The sequence below is a fragment of the Bulleidia sp. zg-1013 genome (assembly GCF_019798045.1).
Lineage (GTDB): Bacteria > Bacillota_I > Bacilli_A > Erysipelotrichales > Erysipelotrichaceae > Bulleidia.
On record NZ_JAGXEX010000002.1, the window covers coordinates 116,560 to 136,660 of the forward strand.

The 20,101-nt window shown below is 36.7% G+C and carries 21 protein-coding genes and 1 other annotated feature; of the genes, 12 read left to right on the forward strand and 9 right to left on the reverse strand.

The window, feature by feature from the left end; translation table 11 throughout:
• Positions 1 to 71 precede the first annotated feature (71 nt).
• The 4 genes from K7I92_RS02325 to tgt all read right to left on the reverse strand — a co-directional run bounded on the left by K7I92_RS02325 (position 72) and on the right by tgt (position 3,656).
• Positions 72 to 512, reverse strand: a complete 441-nt coding sequence (locus K7I92_RS02325; protein WP_220281894.1) for a GNAT family N-acetyltransferase — start codon at positions 510 to 512, stop codon at positions 72 to 74.
• Between the two features lie 278 nt (positions 513 to 790).
• On the reverse strand, positions 791 to 1,486 hold the full coding sequence (locus K7I92_RS02330) for an epoxyqueuosine reductase QueH (protein ID WP_220281895.1): 696 nt from the start codon (positions 1,484 to 1,486) through the stop codon (positions 791 to 793).
• Positions 1,479 to 2,522 (reverse strand): tRNA preQ1(34) S-adenosylmethionine ribosyltransferase-isomerase QueA, encoded by a 1,044-nt coding sequence (queA, locus tag K7I92_RS02335; RefSeq protein WP_220281896.1) that lies wholly within the window; start codon positions 2,520 to 2,522, stop codon positions 1,479 to 1,481. The genes K7I92_RS02330 and queA overlap by 8 nt, the downstream gene beginning before the upstream one ends.
• The gene (gene tgt / locus K7I92_RS02340; RefSeq protein WP_220281897.1) at positions 2,523 to 3,656 is read right to left on the reverse strand and encodes a tRNA guanosine(34) transglycosylase Tgt; all 1,134 of its coding nucleotides are present in this window, start codon (positions 3,654 to 3,656) and stop codon (positions 2,523 to 2,525) included.
• 59 nt (positions 3,657 to 3,715) lie between these two features.
• Here tgt and K7I92_RS02345 point away from each other — a divergent pair, with 59 nt between their 5' ends.
• From K7I92_RS02345 to K7I92_RS02360, 4 genes are all read left to right on the forward strand, one after another.
• Positions 3,716 to 4,147 carry a hypothetical protein gene (locus K7I92_RS02345; protein WP_220281899.1) on the forward strand — a complete coding sequence of 144 codons (432 nt, stop codon included), beginning with the start codon at positions 3,716 to 3,718 and terminating at the stop codon, positions 4,145 to 4,147.
• Positions 4,144 to 4,482 (forward strand): metalloregulator ArsR/SmtB family transcription factor, encoded by a 339-nt coding sequence (locus K7I92_RS02350; protein WP_006627100.1) that lies wholly within the window; start codon positions 4,144 to 4,146, stop codon positions 4,480 to 4,482. Before K7I92_RS02345 ends, K7I92_RS02350 begins: the two co-directional genes overlap by 4 nt.
• Complete coding sequence (locus K7I92_RS02355) at positions 4,475 to 5,035, forward strand: 3'-5' exonuclease (protein WP_203244518.1); 561 nt, start codon at positions 4,475 to 4,477, stop codon at positions 5,033 to 5,035. Before K7I92_RS02350 ends, K7I92_RS02355 begins: the two co-directional genes overlap by 8 nt.
• Before the next feature lie 79 nt (positions 5,036 to 5,114).
• Positions 5,115 to 5,504 (forward strand): Inorganic pyrophosphatase, encoded by a 390-nt coding sequence (locus K7I92_RS02360; RefSeq protein WP_203244517.1) that lies wholly within the window; start codon positions 5,115 to 5,117, stop codon positions 5,502 to 5,504.
• Here the strand turns inward: K7I92_RS02360 and K7I92_RS02365 are convergent.
• From K7I92_RS02365 to K7I92_RS02375, 3 genes are read right to left on the reverse strand one after another with little or no spacing between them, the layout of a single operon-like run.
• Positions 5,501 to 6,346, reverse strand: coding sequence for a zinc dependent phospholipase C family protein (locus tag K7I92_RS02365; protein ID WP_220281900.1), 846 nt, complete (start codon positions 6,344 to 6,346; stop codon positions 5,501 to 5,503). The genes K7I92_RS02360 and K7I92_RS02365 overlap by 4 nt on opposite strands.
• Entirely contained in the window at positions 6,346 to 7,554 is a 1,209-nt protein-coding gene (locus K7I92_RS02370) for a pyridoxal phosphate-dependent aminotransferase (RefSeq protein ID WP_220281901.1), read from the reverse strand. Before K7I92_RS02370 ends, K7I92_RS02365 begins: the two co-directional genes overlap by 1 nt.
• Before the next feature lie 55 nt (positions 7,555 to 7,609).
• A complete protein-coding gene (locus tag K7I92_RS02375) occupies positions 7,610 to 8,191 on the reverse strand; it encodes a folate family ECF transporter S component (protein WP_203244514.1) in 582 nt (193 codons plus the stop codon).
• Positions 8,192 to 8,287: 96 nt separating this feature from the next.
• Here K7I92_RS02375 and K7I92_RS02380 point away from each other — a divergent pair, with 96 nt between their 5' ends.
• Genes K7I92_RS02380 through K7I92_RS02395 form a run of 4 tightly spaced genes read left to right on the forward strand, consistent with a single transcriptional unit; the run spans position 8,288 to position 11,814 of the window.
• Positions 8,288 to 9,190, forward strand: a complete 903-nt coding sequence (locus tag K7I92_RS02380) for a U32 family peptidase (protein ID WP_220281902.1) — start codon at positions 8,288 to 8,290, stop codon at positions 9,188 to 9,190.
• On the forward strand, positions 9,168 to 10,400 hold the full coding sequence (locus K7I92_RS02385; RefSeq protein ID WP_220281903.1) for a U32 family peptidase: 1,233 nt from the start codon (positions 9,168 to 9,170) through the stop codon (positions 10,398 to 10,400). The genes K7I92_RS02380 and K7I92_RS02385 overlap by 23 nt, the downstream gene beginning before the upstream one ends.
• Entirely contained in the window at positions 10,397 to 11,110 is a 714-nt protein-coding gene (locus K7I92_RS02390) for an RNA methyltransferase (RefSeq protein ID WP_220281904.1), read from the forward strand. Before K7I92_RS02385 ends, K7I92_RS02390 begins: the two co-directional genes overlap by 4 nt.
• Positions 11,110 to 11,814, forward strand: coding sequence for an RNA methyltransferase (locus tag K7I92_RS02395; RefSeq protein WP_220281905.1), 705 nt, complete (start codon positions 11,110 to 11,112; stop codon positions 11,812 to 11,814). The genes K7I92_RS02390 and K7I92_RS02395 overlap by 1 nt, the downstream gene beginning before the upstream one ends.
• Positions 11,815 to 11,980: 166 nt before the next feature.
• Here the strand turns inward: K7I92_RS02395 and adhE are convergent, their stop codons facing one another.
• Positions 11,981 to 14,638: a bifunctional acetaldehyde-CoA/alcohol dehydrogenase gene (adhE, locus tag K7I92_RS02400; RefSeq protein ID WP_370627432.1), complete on the reverse strand. Its 2,658-nt coding sequence runs from the start codon at positions 14,636 to 14,638 to the stop codon at positions 11,981 to 11,983.
• A gap of 160 nt (positions 14,639 to 14,798) precedes the next feature.
• On the opposite strand from adhE, the gene K7I92_RS02405 reads away from it, so the two are divergent.
• Positions 14,799 to 14,981, forward strand: coding sequence for an IS3 family transposase (locus tag K7I92_RS02405; protein ID WP_370541390.1), 183 nt, complete (start codon positions 14,799 to 14,801; stop codon positions 14,979 to 14,981).
• Positions 14,982 to 15,064: 83 nt separating this feature from the next.
• Here the strand turns inward: K7I92_RS02405 and K7I92_RS02410 are convergent, their stop codons facing one another.
• A complete protein-coding gene (locus tag K7I92_RS02410; RefSeq protein ID WP_203244508.1) occupies positions 15,065 to 15,337 on the reverse strand; it encodes an acylphosphatase in 273 nt (90 codons plus the stop codon).
• Between the two features lie 48 nt (positions 15,338 to 15,385).
• Between K7I92_RS02410 and K7I92_RS02415 the strand changes: the two genes are divergently transcribed.
• From K7I92_RS02415 to pheT, 3 genes are all read left to right on the forward strand, one after another.
• Positions 15,386 to 16,051: a hypothetical protein gene (locus K7I92_RS02415; RefSeq protein WP_220281907.1), complete on the forward strand. Its 666-nt coding sequence runs from the start codon at positions 15,386 to 15,388 to the stop codon at positions 16,049 to 16,051.
• A gap of 274 nt (positions 16,052 to 16,325) precedes the next feature.
• Positions 16,326 to 16,528 (forward strand) — a binding site (T-box leader).
• Between the two features lie 38 nt (positions 16,529 to 16,566).
• Positions 16,567 to 17,604, forward strand: coding sequence for a phenylalanine--tRNA ligase subunit alpha (gene pheS, locus K7I92_RS02420; RefSeq protein WP_220281908.1), 1,038 nt, complete (start codon positions 16,567 to 16,569; stop codon positions 17,602 to 17,604).
• A gap of 12 nt (positions 17,605 to 17,616) precedes the next feature.
• The gene (pheT, locus tag K7I92_RS02425; protein WP_220281910.1) at positions 17,617 to 20,001 is read left to right on the forward strand and encodes a phenylalanine--tRNA ligase subunit beta; all 2,385 of its coding nucleotides are present in this window, start codon (positions 17,617 to 17,619) and stop codon (positions 19,999 to 20,001) included.
• Positions 20,002 to 20,101: the final 100 nt, after the last annotated feature.

The window sequence follows — 20,101 nt, forward strand, 5'->3', positions numbered from 1 at the left end:
AAGATTCAATATAAAATTTATGTGCTGAGACAAGATTAAAGTTTATATCAAAATCCTAAAAGTGCTTTGTTTTAAAGGATGAATTCATACCATTCATCCTCTGTTTTTTGAAAACCAAGAATTTGAAAGAGGTATTGACTTTGTCTGTTGAAAGAATAGATATTGGCAATAACTTTATACATACCTTTTTCCTTCGCTAGTTTTATTATTTCTAACAAGCATTTTCTACCAATGTGTTTTCCTTGATATGGTTTGGATATAACAATGGCTATTTCGGAATTATCTCGCAAAGAAATATCACCTATTAAAACACCTTTGTATTCAATGTAGTAGCATTCACCATGTGTGTTTAGGTAATTGTACATACGATGTAAGCTTTCTAAATCATATGGTTTATTTCGGTTATCAACTTGTTTACAGATATCTAAATCTTGATACCAAGCAAGGGATACTTCATCATTTTGGTAATAAGGTATTAGTTTAAGGTCTTGATGAATAATCCTTTCTTTCATGAAATCACCCCTTGGAAAATATAGCAGATTTAAAAAGAATTGTAACTGTTTTTTGACTTTAGTACAATGATTGTAGGAAAAGTAAGGGGATAGAAATATCTAGTTCATTTATCGATAATGCGAAAGTGATGGTAAAGGGATAAGTTATCACAAAAATTGGTATATTCTTTCGTGGTGAATCAGAGGATTATTCAAAAGAAGACCTTACTTACTATTGGTCGGATGCAGAGGAAGACATCGTCTAAATAAAACCCGTTCATCTTTTGAAATGAATGGGTTTATTTTTGTTTATCCCGATGTATCTTTTCTTGATAAGAATAGACGCAACCGCAATAATCTTGGCGATAGATATGATATCTTTGAACAAGTTCATTCGCTTTTTTAGCGCCATCGGCTTTCTTGAAATCCGAGAAGAAATACTTAGTTTTAGAAAAACGCTCTTGTAAAGAAGCCCCAATTTGATTGATTTTTTGCGAGTTCTTTTGGCGTGAAAAGGTCATAACTGTTGTGAAATAATCAAAGCCATGTTCTTCACCATAAAGATAAGATTCACCCATACGATCCTCATAGCACATAAAACAACGTTTCCATCCTTCCGGATCACTTGCTCTAGGTCTTAATTTTTCAATAAATTCAGCTTGTCGATAAGGCAATTCAATGATTGGTATTTCGTCCTTGTAACGCTCATGAAGATACCGTTTAACTTCATTAAAACGTTTATGATATTCACTTTCAGGATAAATATTAGAATTATTGAATACAATCGTTACATTAAAGTGTTCACGAAGAAATTCCAAAGGCCAACAAGCACAAACAATACAACAAACATGCAAGAGTAAACTTGGTTTATGACCGGGTTTTTCTTTTTTATTCTTTTCAATCTCTTTTAAAGACTGTAAATAATAGTTGGTTTTAAAAGAATGGCGAATGCCTTGGATGTATTCGATATATTCTTTCTTTTCTTCTTCAGTCATTATCAATCAACATGCAATCGCCAAAAGAGAAGAAACGGTATTTTTCATCCACCGCATGGCGATAGGCTTCTTTCGTAAATTCATAGCCCATAAAAGAAGAAATCATCATTAACAAAGTGGACTTTGGTAAGTGAAAATTCGTTAGCATTACATCACAAGTGTGCCATTCATAACCAGGATAAATGAACAAAGTTGTTTCACCATGGCATTCTTGAAATTGACCAAAGCGATTCCAAACGGTTTCTAAAGTACGAACGGAAGTGGTTCCAATCGCAACAATACGTCTCTTTTCTTGTCTTGCTCGGTTTAAAATAGAAGCTGTTTCTTTAGACATTTCATAGACTTCTGAATGCATGACATGATCATGGACATCTTCAACATCCATTGGTCGAAAAGTACCTAAGCCAACATGAAGCGTCACTTCTACAATTGTGATTCCTTTAGCTTTTAATTGTTCATCCACTTCTTTGGTGAAGTGTAAGCCGGCGGTTGGAGCGGCGGCTGAGCCTTCTACTTTTGCGTACACGGTTTGGTAGCGCTCTGGATCAGCTAGTTTTTCCTTAATATAAGGTGGTAAAGGAACTTGTCCTAATTCATCCAGTATCTCTGTAAAAATACCTTCATAAATCATCTTCATTTGACGAAGTCCTTTTTCTTTGATAGAAAGACACTGTGCCTTTAAACATCCATCACCAAAAGAAACCATTGTGCCAACTTTAACCACTTTAGCATTACCGATTAAACATTCCCAAACGTCCTTTTCGTTTTGTTTCAATAATAATAATTCCACATGAGCACCGGTTTCTTCTTTAATACCAAATAAACGGGCTGGGATAACACGAGTGTTATTTCTCACAATGACATCCCCGGGTTTTAAAATATCCACAATATCATGGAAATGTTTGTCTTCATACTGTTGACTTTGCTTATGAATCCATAACATTTTAGAAGTTGCTCGGTCTTTTAAAGGACTTTGAGCAATGAGTTCATGGGGCAAATCATAATCAAAATCACCGGTTTTCCAATCTGTTTTCATCTAAAATCCTCTTTCATCAAAGCCCATATTGGCTAGGGTTTCATTCATAAAGTCCAAATAACGATCTTCTTTAATCGCCTTTCTTGCCTTTTCCATTAAACGAATTAAGAAACGAATATTATGAATCGACATTAAGCGAGTTCCAAAACCTTCTTTGGTTTTGAAAAGATGGTGAAGATAAGCACGACTATAATTTTCACAACAATAGCAATCACATTTCTTATCCAAAGGACGAAAGTCATCCTTGTAAATTGCTTTATGAATATTGATACGACCTTCACTGGTTAATAAAGTACCATGACGAGCAATACGAGTTGGTAGGACACAATCGCACATATCAATATTTCTTAAGACCGCTCCTAATAAATCATTCACCGCTCCAACCCCCATTAAATACCTTGGTTTATCTTCCGGCAGATAAGGGATACAATAATCCACCATACGCATCATCGTTTCTTTATCTTCACCAACGGAAGTACCACCAATCGCATAACCGGAAAAGTCCATTTCGACTAGTTTCTCAGCACAATAACGGCGTAAATCCTCATTATCCCCACCTTGAACAATACCAAATAAAGCTTGTTCATCAGGGCGCTCATTGGCTTTTTTACCGCGCGCCGCCCAACGAAGTGTTCTTTCCATGGACTTTTTAGCGTAATCATACGTGGCGGGGTAAGGGATACATTCATCAAAAGACATCATAATATCGGCACCGATTTTATTTTGGATTTGAATGGATTTTTCGGGAGATAAGAATAAAGAATCCCCATTGAAGATATTCTTGAAGTAAACACCTTCTTCAGCAATCTTTCTTGTATCCGAAAGAGAGAAAACCTGAAAGCCTCCTGAATCTGTCAACATGGGTCCTTTATAATTCATAAATTTTTGAACACCCCCAGCCCTAGCAATAATATCTTCACCGGGTCTTAGCCATAAATGATACGTATTGGCTAAAACAACACCGGTGTGCATCGCATAAAGTTCTTCCGGAGAAATGAATTTAACAGTAGCTAAAGTGCCGACAGGCATAAACATGGGCGTTTCCACATCACCATGAGGCGTATGAAGGATACCGGTTCTAGCTGCTGATTGTTTACAAATATGTGTAATTTCAAAATTGATAGGGCTTTTCATAGAACCTCTTTTCCAATTTAGTATTATAACAGGAAAATAGAAAGTGCTATAATATTTCCATGAAATCGCATGTGATAGCGGTGGCTAATTTGGATAGCCGACGATTGATTGAAAAACGTTTTTATGCTAAACCGAAATTTGTGCTATATATGGTATTATTTTTATCATTGGCTTTGTTTGCGGTAAATGTGGTCTGGGGATTGATGGGTCTTGTGATAGCGGCGTATTGTTTAATTTGTCTATTCCAGTTTCCTGATATTCCTTTACTAGAAGTAACGAAAGATTATTTGGTCTTATATCAAAAAAGAGAAGAAGTCTTTTTATTGTATTGGGATGAACTGTATCGTTGGTCCTATGAAAAAGATTGGGAACAAGATCGAATCCGTTTTGTGTTATGTGATGATTCCATTCAAGTGATACCATTTTATAATAAAAAAAGGATTCAAGTGTATATGGATAGATATGCGCTAAAGAAAGAAGGAAAAGCATGAGTATTGTAGACGAAAGAGCAGTTGCGAAAGCGAAGATGGCAATGATTACAGAGGAAGATATTGCCGGTATGTCGATGATTTTTTCAATGTTTGCGGATGGAACTCGTTTGAAAATTATGTCGGCCTTATTTGTTTCAGAGATGTGTGTGGGTGATTTAGCTATTTTATTGAATATGAGTACATCAGCCATTTCCCATCAGCTCGCTTCTTTAAAGAAAACAAAATTGGTGCGTATGCGTAAAGAAGGTAAGAATGTTTTTTATTCAATGGATGATGAACATATTGAAAAAATCTTCCAAGTCACGTATTTACATGTGAAGGAAGACCATGACTAGAGTTATTGCAGTGGATGTCGAAACCGCCAATTCTAATCATAAAAGTATGTGTGCAATTGGATTAAGTGTTTTAGAAGATGGGGTATTAGAAGAAACTTTTTATAGTTTGATTAAGCCGGCTAAAAACGCCAATCACTTTGAATACTTCAATATGAAGGTACATGGTATTCACCCTAAGGATGTACAGGATGCACCAACTTTGCCGGAGGTTTATCCAAAGATTAAAGACTTGTTGGAAAGTGGAATTGTCGTAGCCCATAATGCTTTGTTTGATATGTCGGTGATACGAGATTGTTGCTTGAATACAGGTTGTCCTTTACCAAAGGTAGTTTATTTTGATTCGGTTCCTTTATCCAAAAGAGCCTTTCCTTTATTGGTCAATCATAAATTAAATACCGTAGCACAGTATTTGGATGTTCCTTTGAATCATCATCATGCCGGTTCGGATGCTTATGCTTGTTTAGCGATTGTGGCAGCGGTAATGTCGAAATATGAAATCTATGATTGTGAAGCTATGTTGCAACATTTAAAAATCCCATTGAAACACATGTAAAAAGTTTCAAAATGTTTCGTAATTATTTACATTTTCTTTTGAAAATAGTAGAATGATAAAGATGTTCAAGGGGAATCGTATGGAACTACAAAACAGTGCTTATTTTTGGCAAAAGGTTGATACACTATTTTTATCAAGTGGATATACCATTCTAAGAAAAAAAGGGGAAAGACATCCCCAATTTCCAAATTTAATTTATCCGGCTGACTATGGTTATGTAAATGAAACTAAGAGTACCAATGGTAATGGTGCTAGTCTTTATGCCGGTAGTGAAAATCGGAATAAGATTACTTCTTTAGTGATAGCAGTTGATATTCTTAGTCGCGAAATGGATGTTAAGATTTTAGTGGGCTGTAGTCCTGAGGAAGAGGAAGCCATCCTTCGTTACCTCAATCAAACGGATTACCAAAAGACTATCTTAGTTCGTAAGGGTGAAGAATTGCCAAGCTGGGCACAAACAGACGATTAGTCGTTTGTGTCTTTTTTTATTGGTCGACCATTGAAGTCACAAAGCAAGTAAGGATCTAAATGTTCGTTCATAATCGAAGCTGCGACAACACATGCTTTACCATAAACTTCAGGATAACTTAGTTTACTGACACCCAATTCTGTTTGGATGGCTTCATGCTGTAAATTTAGAAAATCTAAAGCTGAGTCCTGTTTTAGCATCATCGAAGATATAAAGGGATTTAAGCCATAAAACTTTTCAATACGCCTTACCCATTTGAATTTGGTCGCATTTGGTTTTAAAAGCAGTAAACCAATCTCAAAGTCTGCCAAACAAGAAATAAGTTTCTTGACCTTTACATCCACATGAAAGATTTCTTTGAATAAACACTGATACATTGTAGCGACTAATTCTTTATTGACATGGTTTAGATGGACGTGTTTATGCACTCGATAATCTTGAATTTTCAATCCTTGTTGAGACAAAGACCAAGTATCAATCTGTGATTCAATTTCAATATGAGCATTCTTATGATTTAGCTCTTTCGCTTTGGCATCAATAAAGGGATGTGAGAAAGCGTCTAATACATAATGAGAAATAAAACCTGCTACATAGGGCTTTAAACGTGGATTTAGTTGCTGATACGATGTAAGAAATTCTAATGTTTCTTTTACTTTCTCCCGATGCAAACGCCTGCCTAATTGATTAAGTTGACCAAAAGAAGTGGAGGAGAAGAAAAGAAAGTCCGGACCTTGAGAGCCTAAAAGATAAAGCGCATTAAAAGGAATTTCTTGACGAACAGATGGTGAATATAAGCGATACACGGCCTTCGCAAAGATGTCATGAGTTGTAGCGGCTGGCATTATAATTCTCCTTGTATTTCTTTTAAGCGTTTGGCTAGACCATCTATTTTCACTAATGGTAAGGAACAAAGGGCAATACGAATTCCCTTTGGAACAAGAGCACAATAAATATGGTGCTTGATAAGAGCTTGATGATAAGCTTCTCGTTTTTCATCACAAACCAAGGTCAAGAAGAAACCTTCTTTAAAAGGATAATAGCGTAAACCACAAGCATCAGCTTGTTGCATAAATAAGTCAGCTCTTTTTTTCAATAATTGAACGGCTAAGTCTTTTTCTTTTAAATAAGCTTCCGGATGAATTAAGATGTTGGCAATATTTTCCATACCGGAATTGGATATATTTGACCACAAAGAACGTGCTTGTTTATCCATGACATGTAGCACAGCATCCACAACTTCTTGTTTTTGATGGAGCATAAGTAAAGCACCAAGACGCATACCGTAAGAGGTAAAGCTCTTAGAACAACTATAAGCAATCAAAGCTAAAATGTTATGATCTAATTCATTCCAAACTTCTAAGAAAGCACGACCATCACTATGGAAAGTATAATCCATATAAGCCACATCATTTAATAAAATGATGTGCTTATCTTTAGGTAAGCTATTTAGAAAAGAAACCAGTTCTTGCCATTCGGAAAGACTTAAGCTATAACCAGTTGGATTTTGACATGGATCATTGATGACAAGCAGGAATTTATCATTGGATGGAAGCTGTTCTAAAATAAGTTTTTTAAGACCATTTAAATTAAAATGATTTTCTTCAAATAAGGAATAACAAACAGCTTTTAAATTATGTTCACTAGCCATTAACTGATACACAGGCCAAGCAATCTCAGGGATTAAAACCGTTTGACCTGCTTCTAAGAAATTTGAAAAAGCTAGGGCGACAGCTCCTGTACCCCCCGGTGTCGCAATGACTTCTTTTTTAAGTTGAATTTTTTTATCTTGAAAAACCCATTTTAAAATGGCTTGACGATAATTTTCATTTCCTTTAAAGGCTGAAGCGTAAGCGGCTTTAACCGTATGGGGAATTTCATCATATGGCGCAAAGACGCTATCAAAAGCAAATAGTTGACCATTTTCATCATACAAAGTACCAATTGTCGCATTAACGGTTGTTGGATCGAAATCCTTCTTTGCTGTTTCGGATAACGAAAAAACCGTATCCACCAGTTCATCTGTATTTTTTGTTTTCTTTAAAAAGCTCATATACATAATCCTCTTTTCACCATTATACTCCAAAACAAAAGGCATTTTGAAAAGCCTAGAAACGCAATGGAAAGTCATTTTTGACTGTACGTAGATGTTTGGCATTAAGAATAGGAATTAAAGCATTGAATAATAGAAGGAGAAGAATAACTTCCAGTGGGAATAAACTTGTGTTTTTAATGGCTGAAGCAGTCATATAGCCCCAAAGTGTTTTTTTGGTATAAAGCATAGAGGACCAAAGACTGTTTAAGAAGATATTGGTAAAGATGGAGTTGCACATTTTAGCTAGAATTAAATGACGAACTTTAATTTGATTGCCATATAAGAAGATGCCGTAAAAGAAACTACCTAACATAGCGGTTAAGATATAGCCTGGAAAGTAAGTCCCATTTGGTTGCAACATAAAACCAAGGGTATCGGTAATAGCTGCTGACAGCATGCCGGCCACAGGACCTAAGATACTAGCTTCAACTGCCACTAAAACAAATCCAAATCCAGCTCTTAAATTATGGGATACAGTGATGTGAAGATAGTTGGTAGCGATAATTTTTAAAGCAATGAAAATAGCCATGATGGCAAGATAACGGACATCTTTTAAGTTTTTAGCACTGTTTGAAAATCGTTCTTTTAAATTCATCAAATTCTCTATCCTTTCTAAATTAGACCTATCTAAAATAGCATAGACCTAACCATAAGACAATTAAGAACAAGAGTATCGTATATCATCAAATGGATGGCTATCGTGTATAATGGTTCTATGACTTATTTATCCATCACAATAGACAACTTAGAAGATGTAGAAAGCTTTGAAAAGGCAGGGGCTGAAGAGTTTATCTTTGCTTTTCAAAATAGTTGCTTTAGTTCCGCTCACTCTTTTCTGAAAGAAGAGTTGATTCATTTAAAAAAAAGAATGATGAAAGAACGGAGAATGGCGGTTTTAATGAATCGCTTATTTTCCCAGTTTGAAATTAAACAAGCTCAAAAGGATTTACAGGATTTGTTAGAAGCGGGAATAGAAAGCATCTTGTTCGCTGATTTAGCTTTGTTACAGAAAGCAAAGGAATTAGGTAGAATGAAGCAATTGATTTATTCGCCGGAAACACTAGTTACTTCTTCTTTAGATGCTGAAATATGGATGAGCCTTGGTCTTCAAAGAGCCGTTATTTCACCTTTATTAACGGAAAGGGAAATCATGACAATTTCATCGATGGTTCCGCATCTTTCTTTACCCATTCATGGCTATCAGATGATGTCTGTTTCCAAGCGTCATTTGTTAAGTGCGTATCAAAATTACAGCCATTTAGAGCACAGCTTGGTCCGTAATCAAAAACTTTGGATTCAAGAAAGCCATCGCGATGGACATATGCCTATTTATGAGGATGAATTTGGAACCGTGATTTATACGGATTTTGTTTTACAAAGTTTTAAGTATATTCAAAAGTTTGTTGAAAGGGGAGTTGAACGCTTGGAAATGAATTCTCATTATTTAAGTAAAGAAGAAAATGAACAGGCTATTCAATCTTATAGTAAGATTTTAAATGGAGCCAACTATGAAGAAGAGGAAATGAAGTATAGAAAGGCATTTTCCAATCTGCCGTTGGAAGATGGTTATTATGGTCAAAAAACGATACGGTGAGGGTATGAAAAAACCGGAATTATTAGCGCCGGCCGGTGATTTAGCCAGAGCGAAAACAGCTATTCTATATGGGGCGGATGCCATCTTCCTAGGTGGACAGAATTTTTCATTGCGTTCTCGAGCTTCAAATTTCAGCTTAGAAGATATTCAAGAAGCTTGTGTTTTTGCGAAAGAACATGGTTCCAGAGTGCACGTGACGGTTAATGTGATACCGCATGAGGAAGATTTTGATGGTTTAAAAGAGTATTTGAAAAGGCTGGAGGACTTTGGTGTAACAGCGATTATCGTCGCTTCCCCGGCGATTATGCGTATTGCTAAAGAGGTGGCACCGAAACTAGAGCTACATTGTTCTACACAAATGTCGATTACTAATGTGGAAACAGCGAAATTCTTAGTGAATGAATTTCATTTAGACCGCGTTGTTTTAGCTAGGGAATGTTCTATTGAAGAAGTAAGAGCTATCACAAAAGAATGTCCGGTGGAAGTGGAAGCCTTTATTCATGGTGGTATGTGTGTAAATTATTCGGGGCGTTGTACTTTATCTAATCGTATGACTCTAAGAGATGCCAATCGTGGTGGATGCGCACAATCGTGTCGTTGGGAATATAAGTTGTTTGATGGAGATGAAGAATTAAGTCAGAGACAATTATTTACCATGAGTTCAAAGGATTTAATGGCAGCTGAATACATTCATGATTTAATGGCGGCGAATGTGTCTTCCTTTAAGATCGAAGGAAGAATGAAGACGGAATATTATGTAGCGAATGTGGTGCGTGCTTATCGTGAATTGATTGATGCAATTTGTTTGAAACAAGCACCATTAACGAAGGAAGAAATGGCAGTTCATTTAAAAGAGATTGCCCGTGTGGAAAATCGCGAAACAGCGAGCGGTTTGTATTCGGGTGAAAATGATATAGAAACAATTCTTTATCATCCAACGACCAATCATGATGTTAATCATGATTTCATTTCAACCATTATGGAATATAAAAATGGGACTGCTAAAATGCAGGTACGGAATGCGTTTTGCCTTGGGGAAACACTGGAAGTATTATCACCAGGCATGCCAAAGCGTTCTTTCGTGGTAAGCCATATTCAAAACATTGATGGTGAGGTTATGGAAAGAGCGAAAAGACCAATGGAAATTGTTGAAATTCCAGTTCCCTTTGCATTGAAGAAGGATGATATTATCCGTCGAGGTAGAGTATGATTTTAGAAGGAGCAACTTCCATCAAAGCGGCTTTGGAAGCCAAAAAAAGAGTTATCAAGGCTTTGTATGTGGATAAAAAGAAAAGAGACCGAAATTTAAATTATATTTTATTTAAAGCTCATGAAGCCGGTGTTCCTATTCATCGGGTTCAACGAGAAGAGATTGATGCTTTAGCATTGGGTAAAACCCATGGTGGTCTTTTAGCGGATGTCAGTGAAAGAAAAATGGATGAATTGGATATACAAAATAGCTCTTTTCTTTTAGTGGTAGAAGGAGTTGTGGATCCATTTAATTTTGGTTATATTGTTCGGACTGCCTATAGTGCCGGGGTGGATGGCATTTTAATGCCGGAGTATCATTGGCATGATTTAGAATCGGTTATTTTAAAGTCTTCGGCAGGAGCTTTTGACCATTGCCCCATCATTCAATCCAAAGATTTAGCTGGTGATTTAAAGCTTTTGAAACAAAAAGGCTTTACTGTTTATGCAGGCTATCGTCATCAGGCGATTGTGTATGATGAAGCCGATTACACAAAACCATCTATTCTATGCGTTGGTGGTGAACTAAGAGGTTTATCCAAACAGGTGTTGGAACAGGTGAATCAAGCGGTTTATATTCCTTATGCGAACGGCTTTAAGAATGCTTTAAATGCGGCGAGCGCTTGTTCGGTATTCTGCTTTGAAGTATTACGACAAAGGAGGCATCATTAATGGAAAGGATTACTTCTTTACAAAATAAGAAAGTAAAAATATGGACTTCTTTACAAACGAAAAAGGGTCGGGATGAACATCAGCTTTTCCTAGTTGAAACGGAACATTTGATAGAGGAAGCGAATAATGCTCATGTTTTAAAAGCCATTCTTTCGGATGAGGATGGGGATATTCTTGTCACAAAAGAAATCATCCGGAAATTAAAAACATCGCAATCCACCATTCATAAACTTGGTTTATGTGCAATACCTCATTTTGAAAAAAAGAGATATAAGAAAGTTATTTTGTTAGATGAAGTACAGGATCCAGGTAATCTTGGAACGATTATTCGAACGGCTAAATCGTTTGGCTTTGGAGCTATTTATTGTAGTGAGAATTGTTGCGATGCTTTTAATGCGAAGTGTGTGCAATCTTCACAAGGGGCTATTTTTTCAATGCCTATCTTTCGCCAGGATTTAAAGAGTGTGATTGCTTTTTTAAAGAAGCAAGGTTTAAAAGTTTTAGGCACCAGTCTAAAAAAATCCATTCCATTAAAAGAAGTTCAGAAAATAAATGACATCGCTATCCTTTTAGGTAATGAAGGACAAGGCGTTAAGGATGAATTATTGGCCTTATGTGATGAAATCACACGCATTGAAATGGATGGTTTTGAGAGTTTAAATGTGGCAATAGCGGGAGCTATTTTAATGTATACCTTGCAATAGGATAAAATGGGTGTCAATGTTCAGTGAAAATGTCCCAAAAAATTTGTAATATAAGCGGGGAATCTTGATGAAGTGCCCCCGAAAGTTAGACACCAATCCAACTTTTTGGAGTTATATTTTTTTATCCAAAAGAAAAAGTGGTATTGTTGAAATACCACTTTTTAGATTAGTGTTGATTGTAAGTGATTACTTCACCAGTATAAGCGGCCTTCATAATATCCATCATATCTTGAATCATAGGCACACGAGGATTTGCTGGTGAACATTGATCTTCATAAGCTAAGTAAGCAATCTTCTCACGGTTTTCATCCCAAGTCTTTTCATCAATTCCTTGTGACTTGAAATTCATTTCCATACCAACATCAATTCCTAAGTCATAAACAGCTTGGGCAAACTTTTGAACACCTTCTTGAACCGTATCAAACTTCAAACCAATGGCACGAGCTAATTCACAATAGCGTTCATCAGCATTGTAGTATTGATATTTAGGCCATAAACCTGGTTTTTCCGGCTTTGTGCCATTATAACGAATGACATAAGGTAAGAAAGTAGCACAAGTTCTACCGTGAACTGTATGGAATTCGGCTCCAACTTTATGGGATAGTGAGTGACACATACCCAAGTAAGCATTTGCGAAAGCCATACCAGCCATGGTGGACGCATTATGCATCTTTTCACGAGCTTCTTCATCTTTAGCGCCATTATGAACGGCACGAGATAGGTATTCAAAGACCATTGTAACGGCTTTAAGTGCTAAAGCATCGGTATAGTCCGTTGCCATGACAGATACGTAAGCTTCACAAGCGTGAGTTAAGACGTCCATGCCGGAGTCGGCAGTTACTTTAGATGGTAAGTTCATCACCAAGGCAGGGTCAACAATCGCAACGGTTGGGGTTAAGGAATAGTCAGCTAATGGATATTTTAAGTTTTTTTCTTTATCGGTAATAACAGCGAATGGAGAAACTTCAGATCCAGTACCGGAAGTGGTTGGGATACATACTAAGTTAGATTTCTTACCTAGTTCAGGATATTGGAAAGCACGTTTACGAACGTCCATGAATTTCTGTTTCAAGTCAGCGAAATCAACTTCTGGATGTTCATAGAATAACCACATTCCCTTAGCGGCATCCATGGCGGATCCACCCCCTAAAGCAATGATAGTATCCGGTTTAAAGGATTGCATCAATTCCCAACCTTTTTTAACCGTTTGTAAGCTTGGATCAGGCTCAACATCACAGAATAATTGCACTTGGACAGGATTTAAACGAGCCGTTAATTGTTCACGAATGCGTTGTACATAGCCCAAGTCAACCATGGTACGATCGGTTACGATGAAGGCACGAGTGATTTCACGCATATCGCGTAGGTAAGTAATGGAGTTTTGTTCGATGTAAATCTTGCTTGGAATCTTGAACCATTGCATAGTATTTCTTCTCTTTCCTATCTTTTTGACATTGATTAAATTGATTGGACCAACATTACCGGATACAGAGTTATGTCCATATGATCCACAACCTAATGTTAAGGATGGAATAAAGGAATTATAGATATTACCAATACCACCAAAGGTTGTAGGGGAGTTCCAAATCAAACGACAAGCTTTCATACGCTTACCAAAATCTTTTGCGAGCTTTTCATTTCTAGTATGAATGGCGGCAGTATGACCAATCCCATTTAACATAACCGTCGCTTCTGCTTTATCAAAGCCATCCGCAATACTATCTGCTTTTTCCATAGCTAGAACAGGGGATAGTTTTTCACGAGATAATGGTTCTTTCACACCCGGTTCTTTTACTTCAGCAATTAAGATAGAAGTCTTAGGATCCACTGTAAAGCCTGCTTGTTCAGCTATCCAAGCCGCCGCTTTACCAGCAACAGCGCTATTTAATCTTGCTTGTTCAACATTCTTGTCGTTGGCTTCACAACCAAACATGTATTTTTCCAATAGCTTCTTTTCTTTAGCGTTACAGAAGTGTACATTGTAATGCTTGAATTCTTCTTTGACATCGTTGTAAATTTCTTTATCCACAATAACCGTTTGTTCTGAAGCACAAATCATACCATTATCAAAGGCTTTGGACATAGCAATATCATTAACAGCTTGTTTGATGTTGGCGGTTGCTTCAATATAAGCGGGAGCGTTACCAGCCCCTACTCCCAAGGCAGGTTTTCCGCAACTATAGGCTGCTTTGACCATCGCATTACCACCGGTGGCTAAGATGGTTGAAACACCAGGATGGTTCATTAAAGCTGTTGTAGCATCCATGGATGGATGTTCAATCCATTGAATACAGTTCTTAGGAGCACCAGCCTTTAGAGCCGCCTCATAAACAATGCGAGCAGCTTCAGCAGAAGACTTTTGTGCATTTGGATGGAATGCAAAGATAATTGGATTTCTTGTCTTTAAGGAAATAAGACTCTTAAAGATAGCGGTTGAAGTGGGGTTGGTTACCGGGGTTAATCCAGCTACCACGCCAACCGGCTCGGCAACTTCGGTAATACCTGTTACTGAATCTTCACTGATGACACCAACTGTCTTTAGGTTACGCATGTAGTTCACCATGTATTCACAAGCAAATAGGTTCTTTGTGGCTTTATCTTCAAAGACCCCACGACCTGTTTCTTCTACGGCTAAACGAGCTAAGGTACCATGTTGATCCAAAGCGGCAACAGTAGCTTTCGCTACAATGTAGTCGATTTTTTCTTGATTGTAGCCAGCGTAATCATCTAAAGCAATTAAGGCTTTTTCAACCAATTCGTTGACTTCTTCTTGTGGACTTAAATTTTTTTCAGACATAACTTTCTCCTTCGTTATTGTTTTCACAAGTTCTATTCTACCTGCTTAAAAGGGGATTGCAATAGTATTTATTATTTTTTTCACATGTAAGCGATTTCAAATTGTTTTTTGATTCACAAATTCATTTTTAAGAAGAAATTGAAAATAATATGGTGACACTTACAGAAGTTCCAATATATGAATCTCCGTGTTTTTGGGCATTATTAACATTGACACGAACATAAGCAAAAAAAGTAGTGACAACGGTTATGAAGAATTAAAGTCAGAAATTGAACGATATATAAGGTACTACAATGAACAACGAATTAAAGAAAAACTAGGATGGATGCCACCTGTACAATACAGGATAGCATCCATGTGTTCCGCCTAGTTTATAAATATGTGTCCGGGATTCCGGGTACATATCAAAGTCTAACTTTTAGGGGTCGGTACACTTCCAGCAACCAAGAGAGATTAATAATAGGAAAACTTTTTCTCATTAGGAACTAAGTCAACTTCTTTGACTTGATAATCTTTAACTTGAATAAAACGACCATCCCCCTGTTGAATTTGATCTAAGAAAACCATTAGTCTTGTTTCGTCACCTTGCACATAAAATTCCACATTTCCATTATCTAAATTTCTAACTAAGCCAGTCAAACCTAAACGTAGGGCATTAGATTGACAAAAATAACGAAAGCCGACGCCCTGCACACGACCACTTACAACTCCATAATAACGTTTCATACTACAAACATTATGAATTAAAAGTTATACTAGTGGCAAGGAGTTCTTATGAAACAAATCATTTTATCCACTGCTTCTTTGGCTCAATCTTGGCTAGCCGATGACCTTTTGCCTCTTCTTCATAGTGAAAGTCGAGTTCTTATCCTAACCTGTATTCGAGAAGAATTTCATGTGATTGGTGAAAGCTTAGAAGCTTCAACTCAAAAAGAAATTGCTCGTTCACTTTTTTATTATGGTGTCCCAAAAAACCAAATGTGTTTTTGCCGTTTGTTTGAACAGAATATTTCTAAAATCCGTCATGCTTTGGAGAATTGTGATGTAGTTATCTTTGTCGGTAATGATGCCTTATTGGCACATCATCGTCTACTGGATTTTGATTTAATGGCAGATATTCAACGATATAAAGGGACAGAAATTTTAATTGGACCAATGGCTTATTTGTTTATTGGGAATAGTCAATTTTATCCTCTCAAAAGTGACATTCAGAATATATCCGGTTTGGATGTATTGTTTCATTATGTGGAAAGTGAAGAAAGTTTACGGGCTATTTTAAATGTATTAGAGGATCAAGCCTATGCAGTCATTGCTTTGAAGGAAAGTGCCGGTTTTATATATGAAGAAGGAGAGCTTATTCCGTTAGGGGATGCCTATTTATTTCAACCGAGTCAAATAGATGAGCTTTATGAAGCTTATTTGACTTATCAAGAGAATTAAATAATGGCGTTACAACTTTTTCTTGAATTCAGAACTATACTTAGCCATAAAATACCAACCTCCAATCGTTAGATTTTTAGTCTAACGCCATTGTGATATTGCTTCTAATTTTATGTTTCGCATTAAATATCAGAAGAGATATAAAGAAGTAAAAAATCTAATTTATGTTATTTGCGTAAATTGCAATAATAAGTTGAACATTGACAGTTAAGAAAACCGTCGTATTGAAAAGGACTAAACACTTGAAAATAAGCGTGTTTATCTCTATAATTTAAACAATACGATGATAAAAGAGTAGTAACTTTCACTTGTATTAGGTAGAGAGATTCCGGTAGCTGAAAAGGAATTCTAATCAAGAAAGCGAATTCACTTTTGGAGTGAGATTAACCCTCTCCGCTAACGCCCGTTAAGCGTAATCAAGTTGCGTATGAAATACATGCGAAACAGGATGGTACCGCGTATATTTACGTTCCTGCAATTGTCAGGAACGTTTTTTATTGCAAGAAAGGAAGATTATGAACGAATCCATTAAACATTTACAAGAAAAAGCTTTGCAAGTTATTCAAGAGGCTAAAGATTTAGATATTTTAAATCAACTAAGAATTGATTATTTAGGAAAGAAAGGTTCTATCCAAGCATTAATGAGCCAAATGAAAGACTTACCAAAAGAAGAAAAGCCGGCTTTTGGTCAAGAAGTCAATGCCTTAAAACAAAGTGTTACGAAGGCTATCGAACAAGTTCAAAAGATTCTTGAAGAGCAACAACTCTTCGCCCGTTTAGAAAAAGAAAAAATTGATATTAGTTTAAATGGTCACCAAAGAAAGTTGGGAACAAAGCATCCACTATTAGCCATTCAAGATGATATTGAAGAACTATTCTTAGGTATGGGCTATACCATTGCGGATGGACCGGAGGTCGAACTAGACCATTACAATTTTGAGCTGGCGAACATCCCTAAGGACCATCCAGCTAGGGACATGCAGGATACCTTCTATATTGATCCAAACACCTTATTAAGAACACACACCACTGCTATGCAGATGAGAGAATTAGAAAAAGCTAATGGTCAAGGAACGATTAAGTTAATTTGTCCGGGAAAGGTGTATCGTCGTGATGATGATGATGCGACACACTCTCATCAATTTATGCAATGCGAAGGATTGGTTGTGGGTGAAGATATCCGTTTATCCGATTTAAAGGGTACTTTATTAGCCTTGGCAAACACTATGTTTGGTAAAGGTAGACAAATTCGTTTCCGTCCTTCCTATTTTCCTTTTACAGAGCCTTCAGTAGAAGTGGATGTGTCTTGTCCGTTTTGCGAAGGAAGTGGTTGTCATGTTTGTAAGCAATCCGGCTGGATTGAAATTTTAGGAGCTGGTATGGTGCATCCGAAAGTTTTAGAGATGAGCGGCTTTGATTCTAAAAAATACAACGGCTTTGCGTTTGGGGTTGGTTTGGAAAGAGTAGCTATGTTGAAGTATGGTATTGATGATATCCGTCATTTCTATACCAATGACACCCGTTTCTTAGACCAATTTCAAGAACTGGACTAGGAGGGAAGAAAGATGAAATTAAGTTATAAATGGTTATCACAATATGTGGATTTAAAGGGTATTTCAGCCCAAGAATTAGCTCAATCTTTAACCCGTTCCGGTCATGAAGTTGAAGGACTAGAAACCTTAGCAAGTGCAACAGGCTTGGTGATTGGTGAAATCATTGAATCAGAGCCTATTCCAAAAACCCATTTGAATAAAGTTCAAGTACGTATTTCCGATACAGATATTAAACAAATTATTTGCGGAGCTCCAAATTGTCGAACAGGACTAAAAGTAATCGTCGCTTTACCGGGAGCTAAGTTACCAATGGGTGAAATCAGTGCCAAACCAGTTCATAATTTAGAATCGAATGGTATGTTATGTAGCTTAAAGGAATTAGGTGTTGATACCAAATTACTCAGGGATAAACAAATCAATGGTATTGAAGAATTAAATCAGGATGCTCCAGTTGGTGAAACGAATGTGTTAGCCTATCTTGGTTTAGATGATACGATTTTAGATATTTCTTTAACTGCTAACCGTTCGGACTGTTTATCAATGTGGGCAATGGCTAGAGAAGTAGCGGCGATTGTAAATAGAAAGGTAACACTGCCAACATTACAAGAACATAGGGAAGTGCCATCTTCCTTTCAAATTCACTTAAAGACTGAAAAAGCATCGTATTATTTAGGAAAAGTAATTGGTAGAGTGAAAGTTGGTCCTAGTCCAAAGTGGTTAAAGGAAGCCCTTATTTCTTCCGGCATCAACAGTATTAATAATGTTGTCGATATTTCCAATTATGTTATGTTAGAAACAGGTCAACCCCTTCATTTTTATCAACTTAGTAAATTAAAAAACCATTCCATTGAAGTGGTAGATGGTCATCAAGAAAAAATTAGAGCCTTAGATGGTGTGGAATTCCAATTAGAACCAGAAGATATTGTTATTGAAACAAGTGGTCATTTTGCGGGCATTGCCGGTGTAATGGGCGGAGAAGAGTCCATGATTGATGATGAAACAACTTCGATTTTCATGGAAGCGGCACATTTCTCAACTGTACAAATTCGTCATACCGCAACGCGCTTGAATTTAATGACAGAGGCGGCTTCTCGTTTCATAAAGGGAATGGATCCATTAGCGGCTCAACAAGCTATTCAAAGGGCAACGGATCTTCTGGTTGAACTAGCAGAAGGTGCTGAGATTGAAGAAACGGTTGAAGCAGGACAGGATGGCTATACCGCTATTGAAATCAAAGAGACACTAAGTCATTTAAATCAAGTTTTAGGCACTAAATTCACCTTAGAACAAGTTTCTTCCATTCTCGAAAGATTGAATTTTACACCATTGGTGCAAGGAGATGAAATCACTTGTTATATTCCAAGCTATAGAAGAGATATGGAATTAGATGCGGATGTACAAGAAGAAGTGATTCGTTTGTTAGGATACGATGATTTAGATACAACCCTACCACGCATGGAAGCAACCGTCGGGGAAAGAAACGAACGCCAAATAGCCAAGCGTAAGACAAGAGAAACACTTATCTCTTTTGGTTTACAAGAGATTGTGACTTATACGTTACAATCCAAAGAAGAAAGTGAAAAAGCTTTATGGCCTTTGGGAGAAGCGATTTCTTTATCCATGCCGATGTCAGAGGCGAGAAGCCATTTGCGTACTTCTTTAATGACATCTGTATTAGCCAGTGTTCAATACAACATAGCCCATAAGAATTATCCATTAGCTTTCTATGAAATTTCAAAAGTGTATGCGAAGGGATTGGAACAAGAACGCTTATCCATTTTCTTAGAAGGAAATTATCAAGAGGATAAGTTATTTGGTTTAGAAGAAAAAAGTGATTTCTATACCTTAAAAGGTATTTTAATGGCTTGGTTAAAGAAATTTGGTATTCAGCAAGATCACATTGAAATCAAGGAAAACAATGAATATATAAGCCACTTTCATCCATACCGTTCGGCTTTGGTTTACTTGAATCATCAACTCTTAGCTATTTTTGGTGAAGTTCATCCAACGCTTCAAAAACAATATTCCTTAAAAGAAGCTTTCTATGCGGAAGTAAACTTAGAAGTTTTCTATCAAGTGAAAAGAAAGCGTCTTCACTTTAAGGAATTAGACCGCTATCCTTCAGTGGATCGTGACATTGCCTTGGTTGTTAAGAAGGAAATACCCGCGCAAAAGATTGTTGATACCATTCGTCAAAATGGGAAGCAGTTAGTTCGTCAAGTGGATATTTTTGATGTTTATGAAGGAAAACACGTTGCTAAAGAAGACAAGTCCATTGCTTTAAGAATTCGTTATCAAGATAGTGAACATACATTACAAGAAAGTGAAGTTAATGAGATTCATGAAAGTATTTTGCATGAATTAAAAGAAAAGTGTCAAGCGGTTTTACGTTCGTAAAAAGAAAAGGAAATATTTTTGGAATTTTCCTTATTCTTGAATTGTCAAGCTGAGTGCAACACAGTTGAATAATAGGCTTCATAGGGTGTTTTGAAACCAA